Here is a 16,183-nt window from a genome sequence, read left to right on the forward strand (position 1 = left end):
AGAGGCGGGAAGCCGCATCAGTCATATGCGGACAAGTGATGTGGAACTCAATCCTCCGGGGTTGTCTGCGGTGGACGAGGGGGCCTGCCAAACAACTTCCCGGCTGTGAGCCTCGGTCGAGACACCGCTGCACGTCCACCAGTCCGGAGCACACCTTGCCCACCATCGTCCTGGCCGCGATCGCCCTGTCCGTTCTTCTCGGATTCCTGGTGATCGTCTTGCGCTGGGCGGACAGCCACGGGCCGGACTCGACGACGGCGGATCTCAAGACGACCAACACCTAGGCAGCCGCCGGCACGAAGCACATCGACTTCCCGCAGGCCCGCTGGAACATCCACCGCGGCTCGGGCGCCTGATCACAGAAAATCCGGGGGACGCCGCACATGCGCATCGCCTTCCTGCTGCACAATGCCTACGCGGTGGGCGGCACCGTACGCACGACCATGACACTGGCCGACACGCTCGCAAGGCGACATCAGGTGGAGCTCGTGTCGGTCTTCCGGCACCGTGCGAAGCCACGGCTGGGGCGGTCGCCGGAGGTGCCGCTGCGGGCCTTGGTGGACCGGCGTGCCGGGTCCGCAGACGCGGCGGACCCGCTCGCCCGGCGGGCCGGGGAGGTCTTCCCGAAGGGGGACAGCCGGTCGCACCAGTACCACCAGCTCGCCGAGCAGCGGGTCATCGACTGGCTGCGGGAGACGGACGCAGACGTCGTCGTGGGCACCAGGGCCGGACTCAACGCACTGGTGGCCCGGTTCGGGCCACGACACGCCGTACTCGTCGGCCAGGAGCACCTCACCCACGACAACCACCCGCACGGACTGCGGACGGAACTCCAGCGCTGGTACGGCGGTCTCGACGCGCTGGTCACCATGACCGAGGCCGACGCGCGCGACCACCGGCGCGGCATGCGGCTGACGCGCACTCAGGTGCTGGCCGTCCCCAACAGTGTTCCCGAACCCGCGGTGCCGCCCGCCGACCCGGCAGCCAAGATCGTCGTCGCGGCAGGACGGTTGGCCCGCGTCAAGCGGTACGAGATGCTGGTCGACGCGTTCGCCCTGGCCGGCGCGGCGTGCCCCGACTGGTCCCTGCGCATCTACGGGGACGGCCCCGAGCGCGCCCGGATAGCCGAGCGGATAGCCCACCACGGACTGGGGGAACGGGTCTTCCTGATGGGTTCGGCCACTCCCATCGAGGCCGAGTGGGTCAAGGGCTCCATCGCTGCGGTGACCTCCGCGCACGAGTCCTTCGGCATGACGATCGTGGAGGCCATGCGCTGCGGCCTGCCCGTGGTGAGCACCGACTGCCCCCATGGGCCCGGCGAGATCATCCGCCACGGAGTGGACGGCCTTCTGGTCCCGCGCGACAGCACCCGAGGTGTGGCCGATGCCCTGGTGTCACTGATGCAGGACGACGGACGGCGTGCCGATATGGGCAGGGCCGCCCGGGCCGGAGCGGCGGAACGATTCGCCCCGGACGACATCGCCGACCGCTACGAGCGACTGTTCAGCACCCTGGTGCAGGAGCGGGCCGGGCGGGCCGCTCCCGCACCGCCCGGCCACGCCAACTGGCGCGACCGCGCCACCTCGCTCACCGCCACCGCGGGCATCCTTGCCCGCGCAGCGGTCCGTCGCGGGCGGCGCACGCTGGGCCGGGTCGGATGAACGCGGATCGCGCAGCGGCCTCGGCCCAGCGGAAGCTGTGCATCGTAGCCGCCGGGTTCTGCCTGCTGTCGGCCGTCCTCGTACCGCTGACACTGCCGCTCGGCTGGGACGAGATCGTGTACGCCAGCCGCTTCGGGCCCTACGGCCCCGAGACCCCGTTCAGCGCACCGCGTACCCGAGGGGTTCCCCTGCTGCTTGCTCCGATCGCCTCCTGGAGCGACTCGATCGTGCTGCTCAGGGTGTGGCTGCTCCTGCTGGCCGGTGGCGCGCTCTGGCTGGGATTTTGGCCCTGGCTGCGGATCCTGCACCGCCCGGCGGCGGTGTGGGTGGCGGCCGGACTGTACGGCAGCTTGTGGATCACTGTGTTCTACGCCGGTTCAGCGATGCCGAACCACTACACCGCGATGGCGGCCACCGCCGCGGTGGGCTGTTTCCTCGCGCCACGTCCCCGGTACGCCGGTGTCGCGGCAGGCGTGGCGGTGGTGACACTGATGCGGCCCAACGACGGTGTGGCCGTCGCCGCGCCGCTGCTCCTGGCCGCCGTACTGGTGCCCACACTGCGCGAGCATGGTCGCCTGAGGGGGCGTCTGTCGGCCGTGACGGCCGGCCTCGTGGTGGGTGCGCTGCCCTGGGTCGTCGAGGCGGAGGTGCGCTTCGGCGGGGTGCGCAGTCGGCTCGCGGAGGCCGACGAGGTCCAGGGCGGCCTGCGGGCCGTCTTCTCCCTGCGCGCCCATCTCACCGCGCTGGACGGCCCACTGCTGTGCCGTCCCTGTACCGGCGACAGCGTGCTTCTGCCCGTCACGGAGTGGTGGGTGCTGCTGCCCGTGCTGGTCGGCCTGGGACTGTGGACGCAGCGCCGGGCGCCCCGGCTTGCTGCACCGCTGTGGCTTTCGGTGGCGGTGGCGGTGGCCACGGCGGCGCCGTATCTCTTCCTCGTCCCCTACGCCGCGCCGCGGTTCCTGCTGCCGGCGTACGCCCTGCTGGCGCTTCCTGCCGCCGTCGGGCTCCTCGCCGTCGTCCACCGGGCTCGCACCCGCCGTTCGCGGCCGACAGCAGTCGTGCTCGCCCTGGCACTCGTCGGGCACTTGGGCATCCAGGCCGCTCTCGTCCACACGCATGCGGGCATCCAGCAGCGGGCCCGCGGAGACTGGGACCGGATCGCCTCCGTGCTGCGCGACAACGGTGTGCACCCGCCCTGTTCCCTCGCGGGCAACAGTTTGGTGATCCCTGTCGCCCACACCATGGGCTGCACCGTCACGGAGACGGATTCCCCGGCGCACCTCAGTGCGATCATCCTTCGTGAGCGGAAGCCACCGCAGTGGGCACGCGACTGGCAACGCTTCCCGGTGCCGGACACCTACAACCCCGGCTGGACGGTCGCCGTGCGCCCCTGACGGCCTGACGGCGTGACGGCCTGACGGCCTGACGGCCTGACGGCCTGACGGCCTGACGGCCTGACGGCCTGACGGCCTGACGGCCTGACGGCCTGACGGCCTGACGGCCTGACGGCCTGACGGCCTGACGGCCTGACGGCCTGACGGCCTGACGGCCTGACGGCCTGACGGCCTGACGGCCTGACGGCCTGACGGCCTGACGGCCTGACGGCCTGACGGCCTGACGGCCTGACGGCCTGACGGCCTGACGGCCTGACGGCGTGACGGCGTGACGGCGTGACGGCGGGCTGTGTGCCTCAAAGCCGGTGGGCGAAGCGGCCCTGAGAGCACGCGTGCGGCCCCGAATTTCCGCCACATGCGAAGCGGCCAGCGGCGTACTGCACGGGCACGAGGAGCGCGCGCCTGTTCGGCGACTGAGCCCTGGATCCCGGCTCGGGCGGGCCGGAGAACGACTGCACCAACCGCAACACCAACTTCATGACCGGGAACCTGACGCACCTCACCTCGCCGTTGTACCCGGCGGTTCATGCTCGAACGGGCCGACGGGGTCCCACCCCACGGCAACCAGCGCACGGCCTGGGACGCCGGCTGCCGACCGGGGGCGGACAACCCTCACAACTCCGAGAACCGCTGAGGTGGCCGGGGCTCTCGCAGCGTCGGGGGCGGCGTGCCCGGGGCCGTGCGGTCATGCGGTGTCGTCCGGACCGGGGCAGAAGACCGGCACCCGTTGTACGAGGTTGTTGGCGAACCCCCCTCGGTTCCAGGGCTGCTCCAGTGGCTGGCGGTTGCCCGCCGCGTCGTGGGCACGGGTGCTCAGGACATGTTCGCCCGGGAAGGCGGACCACATGGAGGACCATCGGCGCCAGGCCCACCGGTGCCCGTGATCCGGTTCGAGCCGGGCCCTCTGCCACGTCAGGCCGCCGTCCGTGCTCACCTCCACCGAAGTCACCGGGGCGCGTCCCGACCAGGCCCGTCCCTCCAGCAGAACCGGACCTGGCTCCACCACCCGTGTCCGGGACATGAAGTCGGGAAAACCCGGCGGGATCAGCAGGGCCCTGGGCGCGATGAGAGTGACCGGCTCACCTGCCTCCTCGGGTTCCTGTCGGATCCGGTAGGCCACGGATTGCTGGAAGCCTGTGAAAGGCGTGTCGACGACAGTGATGTCACGCAGCCACTTCACGTGGGCCATCCCGTACCAGCCGGGCACCACGAGCCGCAGCGGGCTGCCGTGCTGGGGCGGCAGAGGTGCGCCGTTCATCGAGTAGGCCACCAGGACCTCCGGATCGTCCCCGGTGGCCACGGCGAGAGGGAGGCCGCGTTGGTAGTCCTGCTCGACACCCCGCTCCACGCCGTGGTCCGCTCCGGTGAACACGACGTCGACCGCGTCCGACTCGACTCCGGCCTCGCCGAGGAGCAGACGGAGGGGCACTCCCGTCCAGTCCGCCGTGCCGACGGCCTCGACCAGCCACGGCTGGCTCACCGGCCGTGGTGCCAGCAACGCCCTGCCGTTTCCCGCACACTCCAATGTCACGCGCGCAGTCACCGCGGGGTAGGCGCGCAGCCGCGCGAGGGAGAGGTCGAGTGCGTGCCGTACGCGTCCGCCCACCGTCAGCTGCCAGGAGGCGTCATCCTGCACATGGGGGATGTCGTAGTGCGTCAGCACGTAGTGCAGGCCGGGCGGGGTGACGTCGTGGCGCATGGCCTCCAGCGGCAGGCCGTGGTTGCGGGCGGCCAGCGCCAACTCGTCCTGCCCGAGTCCCTCGCCTGACGAGGCCAGCCGGGCGGGACGGCTCACGTCGGAGAGTCGACGCCTCATGCTCCGATTGTCCTCTTCCCCTGCCTGCCGTGCATCGTCAGCCAAGGGGCGCGGTGAGTTCATCTGACGCGGGAGGCGTGACAGAGGTGCTACGGGGCATTGCCCATTTCAGCAGCGAAGACCACGGGGTCGCAGTCGAATCCTCGGACCATCTCGTGGAACTCCCAAGCCGAGGAGGTGGCCCGGGTGAACTCCGCGACGGTGGTGGCGCTGGCCCCGGCGACCTGTGCGAAGTCGTCCTTCAGCAGTTCCTCGTACCCCTTGACCACCAGCACCCCGGCGTTCGATATGTCACCGAAGGTCTTGGGACCGCTGTTCTGGTGGATCGCAACGCCCACCACCACGCGTGCGAAGGAGGACGCAAGGCGATCGAATTCCAGAGTCATCGCCTCGACATAGCCGAAACCCTGACCGGTTTGGCTGTGTCGGCTCATGTTGATGGTGCCGTCCGGTGAGCGGCTGTCGAAGTGGACGACGTACACGGGCCGCCCGTAGGGGGCGTCCGCCGCGTAGGTCGCGGCGATGATGTCGAGATGATGAGGCGGCTGGTTCCAGGGACTTGGATCCCACTTCAACCGCACCTCGGCCTTACCCACTCGCTGGCTTTCACTGCGCACCGGATTGCTGCCTCTCCCGCATCAGGCCACCACGGGATGGTCCCGTACGATCAAGTATGGCTCTCGGCCGCCGTGTTGAAGCCGTGTTTCCCTGGAGGACGGAAGCGTCGACGAGTCCGGTGTCCTCAAGGCGCCCATGTGGTCCAGGACGGTCTGGTTGGCCGACGGGAGTGGCGGCGGATGAGGTCGTTCCGGGCCGCGGCGGCCCGGACGTTACCGATGGTGGCGAAGATCTTGTCGTGCGAGGCGCGCCCGGCGCCGGCGAAAGCTTGTCGAACTCCTCGCCCGGCGCGTTCTCCAGATCCCGCACCCACTGCGCCCGTTCTGCAATGGCCTCGTCGGGGATCTCTACACCGAGGATCTCGGCGTCCTCGTGCACACCGGTGGGCACCCGAGCGAGACCAGTCGCGCTGGTGACGATGCCAACTCCGGCCTGCCCGCCCAGCGCCTCTGACTTCCCTGCCGTCCTCTCTCGCCCGGCACGTCCGCCGCGGTCCGCTGTCACCCGCCCACGGTGTCCGCGGCCTCCAGGCGCATCAGGGGTGTGATTCCCACGCGGTCCGCCAGCTCTTTCACGGACATTTTCCGCCTGGCCGGCATCACGTCGAAGTCGATGGTGACGGGCATCAGATCACCTCGTCCAACTCGGCCTGCATGCGCGTCGCCGCGGCGTCGCGCGCGACGGCCTGGGCGAGCAGCATCCGCATGACGAGCACGAGGAGCGCTACTCCGAGAATGGCCACGCCGATACCGGCCATGATGAGGGTGACGCCGGGGTCCTCCCGCTGCCCCGGCGCGTTGAGGGCCGTGACCACGAACCACATGAGTGAGGCGGCCACGATCGCCCCGATCATGGGGTCCACGTACCGGAAGGAGGCGTGGGAGAACACGGTTCCGCGTCGCACCATCGCCACCAGCCGCCAGACGCAGACCAGGACCACCTGGACCGCCACCATGCCCAGAATCGTGATCACGCGCAGCGGGGTCAGCGGGAGCGTACCGTCCTCCGGGTCGTTGCCGCTGACCAGCGTCCACACCATCGACACCTGCACGAACACAGTCCCGACGAGCACCATCCCGAGCACGGCGCGCAGCGCACCCACGGTCAGCTTTCCCATGACCTGTCCTCCCATCGAGTTGCGATGGGAATCTATCGAGTATCGATAGGCTAGGCAAGGGTGGACGAGAGAGGGCTCCGCCGATCCGGTCCGCGCGGGCGAGGAGGGTGCGGGTGGCCTCGGGCAGTCGGCGGATGTGGTCCTGAAAGGACTCCTGGATGCGGCCGACGGGGGACAGCCCGGCGGGCAGGGAGACCGGGTTCAGCCGGCCCGCGCGCTGATCCTGCCTTCAGGGAGGAGGTGGGGCTGCCGCCCCTGGACGGCGGCGGCCCGGGTCGCCAGCAGGTCCACTGCCTCATTCAGGGACAGAGCGGGTACGTCGCACACGTACTCGCCGACGATGCACAGCGTCTGGAGGCTCGTCGCGAGGATACGCAGCGGAAGCGCGATGCTAGGGGGACTCATTGCCTGGCTCCGGTCCGGCCCGCGCCGACCGGACGGCGGCGGCGTTGTTGACCGTCTGGTCGTCGATGTGCACGAGCCCGGTGGGAATGCGTTCGGCCAGTACCAGAGCCTCAGGCCGCAGGGGCTTCACGTCATCGTCGGCGAGTGAGGATCGGGCAATTGCCCGCAGGGTGATTGCCTCCTCGATCGGGCGCAGGGACGTGGTGTGTAGACGCGGAGGAGGACCTACGCGCTCTGTCAGGCCGGGCGGCGAGCGGTGCGGATGTGTCCGCGGGTCCGGCGAGTCGTGACGCAGCGTGTGCGTAGCCGCTGGCTCGTAGCGTTGCGGAACACGAAGGCGGCGCGGGCGACAAGCTTGATGACGCGGTTGATGTGAACGCGGCGATCTCGTTTGGCGGTCCGCGCCTGTGCGGGCCAGAGCGAGGCGAGTGCGCAGGCATTCTTTAGCGATCCAGGCGGTCGGCAGCGTCCATCCGATCTTCCCCTCGTCCAGCAGCGGGGCCATTGGTGGTCCAGGCGGGGGCCGAGGACGTGCTCCAGGCTGGGGTGGAACTGGGTGAGCAGGCCGCGTATCCGGTTGGAGGTGCGGGTGGCCTCGGCCGCCATGTCCTGGTCGAAGCCGACCAGGACGGTCAGTTCGGCGGTGATCTCGTCGGTCAGTTCCAGTGAGCGCAGGGTGTGCGGCATGGTCCGGGCGGCGTCCGCGATCACTGCGGCGTCCTTGGCGTCGGTCTTCGCCTCGCCGGGGTAGAGGTCGGCGATCCTCCGCATGGACAGGCCGGGCAGGTAGGCGACCTTGAAGCCGGCGTCCCGGGCGACGGTCAGGGGCAGGGCTCCGATATGCCGGCCGTCGCTGGGTCGGTCCGCCGCACTGCAGGCGGTCAGCGCCGCCGCTCTACGGACCATCCACCAAACCGACCAGAGCTGTCCCGGACCGTGAGGACGCCGCGTCAACGCGCGCAGTTCATCCATTGGTCATCTTGAGTACTCCTGGAATTACCCCGCAATTCTCAGCCGCTTCTCACATCCCACCGGTTTCGTGTCCTGCGTCGCCCGATCGGGCCGTACGACGAAGGAGGGGCATGGTGGCACTACCGGTGACCACGTGGCGGAAACCCGAGAGCCGGGAGGAGGAGCAGCGCCCGGCAGAGGAACAGCCGTTGCACGTGGCCAGCAGGCTGCACTCGTTCAACCGGTTCGAGCTCAAGTATCTCGTACCGGTCGAGGAGGCGGCCGAGATCCGGGACGAGCTGGCCGAGCGGATGGACCGCGATCTGAACAGCCCGGTCGGCGGGTACGGCGTGTGGAGCCTGTACTACGACACCCCGCAGCTGCGGTTCTACTGGGAGAAGATCGAGGGCCTGAAGTTCCGACGAAAGCTGCGCATCCGCCACTACGGCAACCTGGACGGGGTCACCGACGAAGCCCCTGTGTGCGTGGAGATCAAGCAGCGGGTCAACCGGGTCACACAGAAGCGTCGTATCACCCTCCCGTACGGCGTCGCCCGCCGACTGTGCGACGGCCGGGAGATGGTGGAGCACTCCGCGAAGGAGAGCGCCTTCATCCAGGAGGTGCTCGAACTCGTCGTACGGCTGAATCTCCAACCCACCGCGATCACCGGCTACCAGCGCGAGGCCCTGGTCGGCCGAGACGCGGACACCGGACTGCGGGTGACCTTCGACCGGCGCATCCGTGGCCGGGACCGGGACTTCCACTTCGGGACACCGACCCCCGAGAACCGGTTCACCATCCCGCCGCACCTGTCGGTGATGGAGATCAAGGTCAACGAGCGCACGCCGTACTGGATCACGGACCTCGCGGCGCGTCGGAACCTCAACCTGATCCGGGTCTCCAAGTACGTGCAGTCCATCGAGGCGTTCGGCCTGGCACCCCGGTCCGTGTTCCACATCCACGAGGCGGACCACCAGCCGCCGCACACCCCCACGTACTCGGCGCACGAAGCGCCCTTGAAAGCAGGAGCACAGTGAACTTCGATCTGCAGGAACTCAGCGGTACGTTCAGCGTTACCGACGTGGTCGTCGCCATGGCGCTGTCGTTCATTCTGAGTACGTTGATCGGCCACGTGTACCGGTACACGCACCGCAACGTCTCCTACAGCCAGTCCTACGTCCAGACGCTCATCATCGTCGGGATGGTTGTCGCCCTGATCATGCTGGTGGTCGGATCGAACCTGGCCCGGGCCTTCTCGTTGGTCGGCGCGTTGTCGGTGATCCGGTTCCGGAACGCCATCAAGGAGACCAGGGACGTCGGCTTCGTCTTCCTGGCCATGGCCATCGGCATGGCCTGCGGTGCCCGCTTCTACACCCTCGCCGCCGTCGCAGCCGTGGTGATCTCCATGGTCGTCGTCGTGATGTTCAAGTTCAACTGGTTCGCCCTGAGCGTCCAGCGCCAGGTCGTCAAGGTCCAGGTCCCCGCGGGCGAGGACTACACCTCGGCCATCCGTGACGTCCTCATCCGGTACACCACGGAGTTCGAGCTGGTGAGCACCGAGACGATCCGCGGCGGCGCGCTGACCGAGGTGTTCTACACGGTGCGCATGAAGAAGGGCACCGAGCCCGGCGATCTGGTGGCCGCGCTGCAGGAGCGGACATCGGGTCAGCGGGTGACCGTGCTGACCGGTTACGACTCGACCGACCTGTGATGGCCGGCGGCAGCGAGGCGGTCCCCACGGCCGCTGTGCGCAGGCCGCGGCGGATGCGGGACCGGGTACCCGTACGGCTGCGGCACCACTGGAAGCCGGCCGGCGGCGTCTGCGCGGGACTGGTGGTGATGCTCTATTTCTTCGGCGACGCCCGAGTCTCGCCGTACGTCACCTCCTCCTCCCGCGTGGAGGCGGACGCCATCACACAGAACGTCGAGGGCACGGTCGACCTGTACGACACCTCGGTCTCCCACTCCATCCAACTGGAGTACGACCAGACCGACTTCACGAAGATGATGAAGGAGTTCCGCGAGGACGGGACCAAGGACTACATCGAGGCCGACCTCACCATCGACGGGGTCTACCTCGAGGACGTCGGAATCCGCCTCAAGGGCAACTCCACACTGTCGTCCCTGCGCGGAAGCGGCCAGGGCAGGCCCGGTGGCGGCCGGGCCATGCCCGAAGGCGCCGAGCAGGGCGCCCCGGAGGCGCGGCAGGACGGCGCGACCGGGGGCCGGGACCGCGGCCAGGCCAATGGCGGCGGTCCCGGCAGGGCCGGTGGCATGGGGGGCGGGATGACGCAGTACAACCTGTCCGAGAAGAAGCCCGAGGAACTGCCCTGGCTCATCAAGATCGACGAGTTCGTCGAGGGCCGCGCCTATCAGGGCGAGCGGGAGATCTCGCTGCGCCCCGGAAGCAACGGGCAGGTTCCGGTGAACGAGGCCCTCGCGCTGAGCCTGACGGACACCACCGGTCAGAAGAACGAGCGGTACGCCTTCACGTCGGTACAGGTCAACACCCGCCCGGTCGCCACCCGGTTGATGGTCGAGAGCCCGGACACGGATTATGCGGAGTCCATTGCTGACGGCAACGGCGTGCTCTACAAGGCGCGGGCCGGCGGCAGCTTCGAGTACAAGGGTGACGACCCGACCGACTACGAGGAGTCGTTCGAACAACTCAACAAGGTGGGCAGTCAGGACCTGGAGCCGGTCATGAAGCTCATCAAGTGGGCAAACGAGGCGTCGGACGAGGAGTTCGAGAAGGAACTCGACCAGCACGTGGACGTCGAGTCCCTGGCGACGTATCTCGCCGCGCAGAACCTGCTCATGAACTTCGACGACATGGCCGGACCCGGCAAGAACTATCTGCTGTGGTACGACCTGGACACCAAGAAGTTCTCGGTCCTGGGATGGGACTACAACCTCACCTTCAACGGTGACGCGACCTCGGGCCCGGACGACGACACGGGCATGGGGGGTGCCTTCGGCGGTGGCGCTGGAGATGCCACTGGGCAGAGCAGCCAGGGCAGCCAGAGCAGCCAGAGCAGCCAGAGCAGCCAGGGCACAGGTGGCCAAGCCGCGCAGAACATGCCCTCCGGGATGCCGTCAGGAATGCCCGAAGGGACGCCCGAAGGAATGCCTTCGGGGATGCCCGAGAATCTGCCGGAAGGCATGCCGTCCGAAATGCCTTCCGGTCTGCCGGGCGGTCAGAACGGCCAAGGCGGTCAGGGCGGTGAGGGCGAAGGCCGTGGGTTCGCCGGCATGATGGGCCACCCGTTGAAGGAGCGCTTCCTGGACTCGGACACCTTCGATTCCGTCTACAAGAAGGCGTACAAGGAGCTGTACGAGAAGTTCTACGGCTCCGGGACCGCCCTGAAGGCGCTGAACGCCATCGCCGAACAGGCGGGGAAGGCCGGTGCCGACGGCAAGGAGCTGGACTCCGCCGTCGAGAAGCTGCGCAAGACGGTCACCGAGCGTACCGCGGCGCTGGCCAAGAACAAGGAGGTGACCGGCTGATCACCGGTGCCCGGACGGCGGTCCCCCGTGGGGCGCCGTCCGGGCGTTCGGCGCACTGCGAACGCCTCACCAGCAAAGGAAGGTCCATGCCCGTCGCGCCGTCGGCGCCCGCGCCACCCCCACACAATGTGCTCGTCGTCGAGGACGACCCCAGCATCCGCACCTTGCTCTCTTCCGCCCTGCACGCCGCCGGCTACTCCGTGAGCACCGCCGACACAGGCCAGACCGCCATGTTCGAGGCCGGTCGCGGCCAACCCGACCTGATCGTGCTGGACGTCGGCCTTCCGGACATCGACGGCTTCGCGGTGACCCGTCATCTGCGGGCTGAGGGCGTCTATACGCCTGTGCTGTTCCTGACGGCGCGTACGGACGTCGAGGACCGCATCATCGGCCTCAGCTCCGGCGGCGACGACTACGTCACCAAGCCGTTCCACGTGCAGGAGGTGCTGCTGCGCATCCGTGCCATCCTGCGGCGCAGTGACATGCCACCGGGCGGAGGGACCAGGAGGCCGCCGCTGCGGTACGCGGATCTGGTGTTGGACCAGCAGACCCACGAGGTGCGCCGGGCCGGGCTGCCCATCCAACTGTCGCCCACCGAGTTCCGGCTCCTGGTCTGCCTGCTTGCGCAGCCTGAACGCGTGGTGGGCAAGAAGGAGATCCTGTCCGAGGTCTGGCACTACGACTTCGCCGGTGACGCCCGCATCGTCGACACCTACGTACGCAACCTGCGGCGCAAGATAGACCGGTTCGAGCCCCAGCTCATCCAGACGGTCCGCGGTGTCGGCTACTGCCTGCGGGCCGCGCGCCCCGGACCGGGGGCGGCGGCGCTGTGAGGCGGTGGCTGCGCCGGCTGAAACCGCGCTCGCTGCGAGCCCGCCTGGTGCTCGGCGTCACGCTGCTGGCCACCTCGGCGGTTCTGCTCTGTCAGGCGGCAGGGCTCGCCCTGCTCCACTCCTGGCTGACGGACCAGGTCGACCGGCGACTGACCCGTTTCCAGCCGGTGCCCCAGCTTTACAAGGACGTGGCCGACGGCCGGACGGCGTCAGGGGAGCCCGGCAGGACGGGCGGCCTCCCTTCGGACTACCGGGTGTACTTCTACGACAGAGGCGGCCACCGGATCGCCATGTCGCTGAACGGCGACGGGGGCAGTGCCGGGCCGCGACTCCCGAAGGCGGAGGCGGAACTCGGCCTCAAGAACGGCCGCCCCGCCACGGTCGCCGCGACCGACGGCGGCAGTACCTGGCGGGTGATCGCCCGGTCCGGCACCGACGGCACCCGGGTCGTGGTGGCGCTGCCGCTGAAGGAGGTGGACGAGGCGACCTCCCGGATGCTGTGGTTCAGCCTCGCTATCGGGGTGGCCGTCGCAGCGGGGGTCGTCCTCTTCGGCACACTCGCTGTGCGGCTGGGACTGCGGCCGCTGGTCGGAGTCGAGCGCACTGCCAGGCGCATCGCCGAAGGTGAGTTGGAACTGAGTGTCCCGGACCGGCACGCGGTCACCGAGGTCGGCCACCTCAGCAGTGCCCTGAACACGATGCTCGACCGGCTGCGCAGCGCGCTGCGTCGCACCGAGGCGTCGGAGCAACGGCTGCGCCACTTCCTGGCGGACGCCGGCCATGAACTGCGCACTCCCCTCACGTCTCTGCAGGGCTTCGCCGAACTCCTGGTGCAGGAGCCGGAGATGAGCCTGGAACGACGCCAGGAGGCGCAGCAGCTGATCGTGCGGAACGCCGACCGGATGAGCCGTCTCATCGAGAGCCTGTCCCAACTGGCCAGGCTCGGTGAGGTACCCGCGACGCGGTGGCAACCAGTCGACCTCCTCTCTCTCGTGGCCGACGGTATCGCCGCCGTCGCCGTGCGCCACCCCGGGCGCAGCATCGGACTCGGTACTCTCGCCGACCCCGAGGACGACGCCCGTGCAAACGAGCTGGATGTCGTCGACGCCGTCGGCGACCCGCATCAGCTGGCGCAGATCCTGTCGAATCTGCTCACCAACGCGTGCGTCCACACTCCGACCGGTACACACATCCAGGTGCGCGTCGGCACCCTCCGAGTCCGCCCACACGGGCCGGGCACGACGGGACAGGGCCGCACCAGCGCCAACGCTCCGCTCACACCAGGCACTCGGGTCTGTGCCGTCGAGGTCGCCGATGACGGGGCCGGCCTTGCCGAGTCGCACGCGCGGCGGGTGTTCGAGCGGTTCTACCGCGCTGATTCGGCCGAGCGGGCCGCGCCGGCGGGGTCCGGCCTGGGGCTTGCGATCGCCGCCGGCGCCGCGGAGGCCAACGGCGGACGTCTGGAACTCGAGGCCAGGCCGGGTGAAGGCTGCACATTCCGTCTGCTCCTGCCGTATCAGCCCGCCGTTGCAGCGACGGCTGCCCCGGCTCCCTACACCTGCGTATAGGGCCGCATCGCTACCAAAAGGAGTGCCACCGGTGAAGCTCAGCACCGTACGACTGGGACAAGGCCGTACAGCCGCCGCACGTCTGCAGAAGAAGCACTGCGTGGTGCTGCCCTACCGGGACGTCGGGGCGCTGATCGCCTCCGGCGAGGACTGGCGGGCACGAGCCGCTGAGGAAACCGGTGAACGCCACCGGCTGGACGACATCTCCTACGCGCCCCTCATCACCCGGCCGAGCAAGATCGTTCGTGTGGGACCCAACTACGCCGCACGGGTACGAGAGACGGGCACCTCCTTCCCCACCGTTCCGGTGTTCTCCGTGCGGCAAGGCGGCGAAGGCGTTGCCGGTGCCCGCGACGCCATCTGCCTGCCGGCCGAGGGACGGAACGTGGACTGGGGCGTGGAGTTGGGCCTGGTGATCGGGTGCCGGACCCGTGGGGTCACGGCCCGGACGGCGCTGCGCCATGTCGCGGGCTACACCGTCGTCAACGGCGTCGCCGCGCGGAGCGACTCGGGAAGCGCCCCCGCGGCGGGACTGTCCACGGACGTCACCCTGGTGGGACCCGCCATGGTCACCACCGACGACGTGCCGATGGGCGGCCGCGGTCTGACGATGAGCTGTGTCATCGACGGGCGGGTCCGCCAGAAGGCGAACACCTCGCAGCTGATCTTCGACGTCGCCACCGTCATCGCCCAGGTCAGCACCGTGACCACGCTGCTGCCCGGAGACCTGATCACGATGGGCACACCGGCCGGACCCGGCACCGTTGGCGAACCCGAGGTCCTTCTGTACCCCGGTGCGGACATGGTCACCGAGATCAAGGGTGTCGGGGAACTCAGGAACTCCGTGGTGCGGTCGTGTCCGCAGTGAACCGTGGGAGCACTTTCGGCCATAGATCTGACTCCCCGTCAGTTCCCAGCATTCTTTCCCCGCCTCCACAGGCAGGGCGGCAACAGTGAGGCCGCGGCCCGGACCAGGGCCTCAGAGCCGCAGTCTGCCGTCCCCTCACGCCTGAGGAAGCCATGACTCCCACCCCCCACCTCACCGAGACCACCGCCCGCCCGGAGCGCTTGGCCCCGTTCCAGCAGGTCGAGCGGTCCCTTCATGCCCAGACCGGTACCGCGACGGTCGACATCGTCGTGCCGGTCCACAACGAGGAACGCGCCCTGCCCGGCTGCCTTCGCACACTCCACGCCCGACTGGCGGCAGACTTCCCCTTTCCGTGGCGGATCACTGTCGCCGACAACGCCAGCACCGACGAGACCCTCGCCACCGCCCGTCGTCTCGCCGAAGAACTGCCGGGCGTCGGCGTCGTCCACCTCGACCGCAAGGGCCGCGGACTCGCCCTGCGCACCGTCTGGGGCGCCAGCGACGCGGACATCGTCGTGTACATGGACGTGGACCTGTCCACCGGCCTCGACGGGCTGCTGCCGCTGGTCGCGCCGCTGGCCAGCGGTCACTCGGACCTCGCCATCGGTTCCCGGCTGGCACCTGGGTCGCGCACGGTGCGCGGCCCGCGCCGCGAGTTCATCTCCCGCTGCTACAACGGCATCATCCGGCTCACGCACGGCGTCCGGTTCACCGACGCCCAGTGCGGATTCAAGGCGGCCCGCACCGAGGTGCTGCGGCCGTTGCTGCAGGTGACCCGCGACGACGCGTGGTTCTTCGACACCGAGCTGCTGCTGCTCGCCGAGCACAACGGACTGCGTGTCCATGAGGTCCCCGTCGACTGGGTCGAGGACGTCGACACCAGGGTGGACGTGGTGAACACCGCCACCGACGACCTGCGGGGCCTGTGGCGCATGGCGCGGCTCAAGGCATCCGGAGGCGCTCGGGTCGCCGTACCGTCTCGCCCCGCACCGGCCGCCGAGCACCCCGACGCGGTCCTCGCACCCGCTGCCCGACGTGGCGCGCTGTCGTGGGAGGTCGGCTGCTTCCTGGCGATCGGCGTCGTCTCCACGGTCGGGCAGGCGCTGCTGTACTGGCTGCTGCGCGGTTGGTGGAGCCCGGCCGTCGCCAACCTGCTCTCGCTGTCCGTCCTCACCGTCCTCAACACGGAGGCGAACCGACGCCTCACCTTCCGGTACTCCACTGCTCCGCCCGCGCGGGCGCACCTGGGCGCCGGGGGCCTGTTCATCCTGGGGTACCTGGTCACCTCCGGTGCGGTGCTGTGGTTCAAGTCGATCGCCCCCGGGGCCTCGACAGCCGCGGAGACCGCGATCCTCGCCACGGCATCCGTCGCGGTCACCTGCGTGCGCTTCGCCGTGCTGCGGCTGGCCGTCTTCACCAGCGCCCCCCGCCGTACCCGTTGACGA

At 69.4% G+C, this 16,183-nt stretch carries 14 protein-coding genes and 3 pseudogenes; 11 read left to right on the forward strand and 6 right to left on the reverse strand.

The annotated features are described in order from the left end of the window. Positions 1-155 precede the first annotated feature (155 nt). From GWK25_RS44325 to GWK25_RS43685, 4 genes and pseudogenes are all read left to right on the forward strand, one after another. Complete coding sequence (locus GWK25_RS44325) at positions 156-284, forward strand: hypothetical protein (protein ID WP_286014545.1); 129 nt, start codon at positions 156-158, stop codon at positions 282-284. A gap of 99 nt (positions 285-383) precedes the next feature. After that, entirely contained in the window at positions 384-1,661 is a 1,278-nt protein-coding gene (locus GWK25_RS24465) for a glycosyltransferase (RefSeq protein ID WP_215452989.1), read from the forward strand. Next, complete coding sequence (locus GWK25_RS24470; RefSeq protein WP_215452990.1) at positions 1,658-3,055, forward strand: hypothetical protein; 1,398 nt, start codon at positions 1,658-1,660, stop codon at positions 3,053-3,055. The genes GWK25_RS24465 and GWK25_RS24470 overlap by 4 nt, the downstream gene beginning before the upstream one ends. Positions 3,056-3,475: 420 nt before the next feature. Continuing rightward, positions 3,476-3,689: pseudogene (locus tag GWK25_RS43685) on the forward strand (hypothetical protein); the annotation flags it as partial. 51 nt (positions 3,690-3,740) lie between these two features. Here the strand turns inward: GWK25_RS43685 and GWK25_RS24475 are convergent. From GWK25_RS24475 to GWK25_RS24500, 6 genes and pseudogenes are all read right to left on the reverse strand, one after another. Further along, a complete protein-coding gene (locus tag GWK25_RS24475; RefSeq protein WP_215452991.1) occupies positions 3,741-4,871 on the reverse strand; it encodes a sulfite oxidase in 1,131 nt (376 codons plus the stop codon). 89 nt (positions 4,872-4,960) lie between these two features. Then, positions 4,961-5,467, reverse strand: coding sequence for a TerD family protein (locus tag GWK25_RS24480; RefSeq protein ID WP_374105799.1), 507 nt, complete (start codon positions 5,465-5,467; stop codon positions 4,961-4,963). A gap of 561 nt (positions 5,468-6,028) precedes the next feature. Then, a pseudogene (locus GWK25_RS24485) lies at positions 6,029-6,115 on the reverse strand (transcriptional regulator); the annotation flags it as partial. After that, complete coding sequence (locus tag GWK25_RS24490; protein ID WP_215452993.1) at positions 6,115-6,606, reverse strand: DUF2975 domain-containing protein; 492 nt, start codon at positions 6,604-6,606, stop codon at positions 6,115-6,117. The pseudogene GWK25_RS24485 and the gene GWK25_RS24490, both read right to left, overlap by 1 nt. Before the next feature lie 201 nt (positions 6,607-6,807). Continuing rightward, positions 6,808-7,011: a hypothetical protein gene (locus tag GWK25_RS24495; protein ID WP_215452994.1), complete on the reverse strand. Its 204-nt coding sequence runs from the start codon at positions 7,009-7,011 to the stop codon at positions 6,808-6,810. 507 nt (positions 7,012-7,518) lie between these two features. Next, a pseudogene (locus GWK25_RS24500) lies at positions 7,519-7,851 on the reverse strand (IS110 family transposase); the annotation flags it as partial. A gap of 326 nt (positions 7,852-8,177) precedes the next feature. On the opposite strand from GWK25_RS24500, the gene GWK25_RS24505 reads away from it, so the two are divergent. The 7 genes from GWK25_RS24505 to GWK25_RS24535 all read left to right on the forward strand — a co-directional run bounded on the left by GWK25_RS24505 (position 8,178) and on the right by GWK25_RS24535 (position 16,180). Beyond that, complete coding sequence (locus tag GWK25_RS24505) at positions 8,178-8,999, forward strand: polyphosphate polymerase domain-containing protein (RefSeq protein ID WP_215457550.1); 822 nt, start codon at positions 8,178-8,180, stop codon at positions 8,997-8,999. Continuing rightward, positions 8,996-9,673 (forward strand): DUF4956 domain-containing protein, encoded by a 678-nt coding sequence (locus GWK25_RS24510; protein ID WP_215452995.1) that lies wholly within the window; start codon positions 8,996-8,998, stop codon positions 9,671-9,673. The genes GWK25_RS24505 and GWK25_RS24510 overlap by 4 nt, the downstream gene beginning before the upstream one ends. Further along, a complete protein-coding gene (locus GWK25_RS24515; RefSeq protein WP_215452999.1) occupies positions 9,673-11,469 on the forward strand; it encodes a CotH kinase family protein in 1,797 nt (598 codons plus the stop codon). The genes GWK25_RS24510 and GWK25_RS24515 overlap by 1 nt, the downstream gene beginning before the upstream one ends. A gap of 86 nt (positions 11,470-11,555) precedes the next feature. Beyond that, positions 11,556-12,302: a response regulator transcription factor gene (locus GWK25_RS24520; protein WP_215453001.1), complete on the forward strand. Its 747-nt coding sequence runs from the start codon at positions 11,556-11,558 to the stop codon at positions 12,300-12,302. Then, positions 12,299-13,870, forward strand: coding sequence for a cell wall metabolism sensor histidine kinase WalK (locus GWK25_RS24525; RefSeq protein ID WP_215453002.1), 1,572 nt, complete (start codon positions 12,299-12,301; stop codon positions 13,868-13,870). The genes GWK25_RS24520 and GWK25_RS24525 overlap by 4 nt, the downstream gene beginning before the upstream one ends. Positions 13,871-13,901: 31 nt before the next feature. Then, positions 13,902-14,738 carry a fumarylacetoacetate hydrolase family protein gene (locus tag GWK25_RS24530; RefSeq protein ID WP_215453003.1) on the forward strand — a complete coding sequence of 279 codons (837 nt, stop codon included), beginning with the start codon at positions 13,902-13,904 and terminating at the stop codon, positions 14,736-14,738. Positions 14,739-14,890: 152 nt separating this feature from the next. Next, positions 14,891-16,180 carry a glycosyltransferase gene (locus GWK25_RS24535; protein ID WP_215453004.1) on the forward strand — a complete coding sequence of 430 codons (1,290 nt, stop codon included), beginning with the start codon at positions 14,891-14,893 and terminating at the stop codon, positions 16,178-16,180. Positions 16,181-16,183 lie beyond the last annotated feature (3 nt).

The organism is Streptomyces sp. ATCC 21386 (assembly GCF_018728545.1).
Taxonomy (GTDB): domain Bacteria; phylum Actinomycetota; class Actinomycetes; order Streptomycetales; family Streptomycetaceae; genus Streptomyces.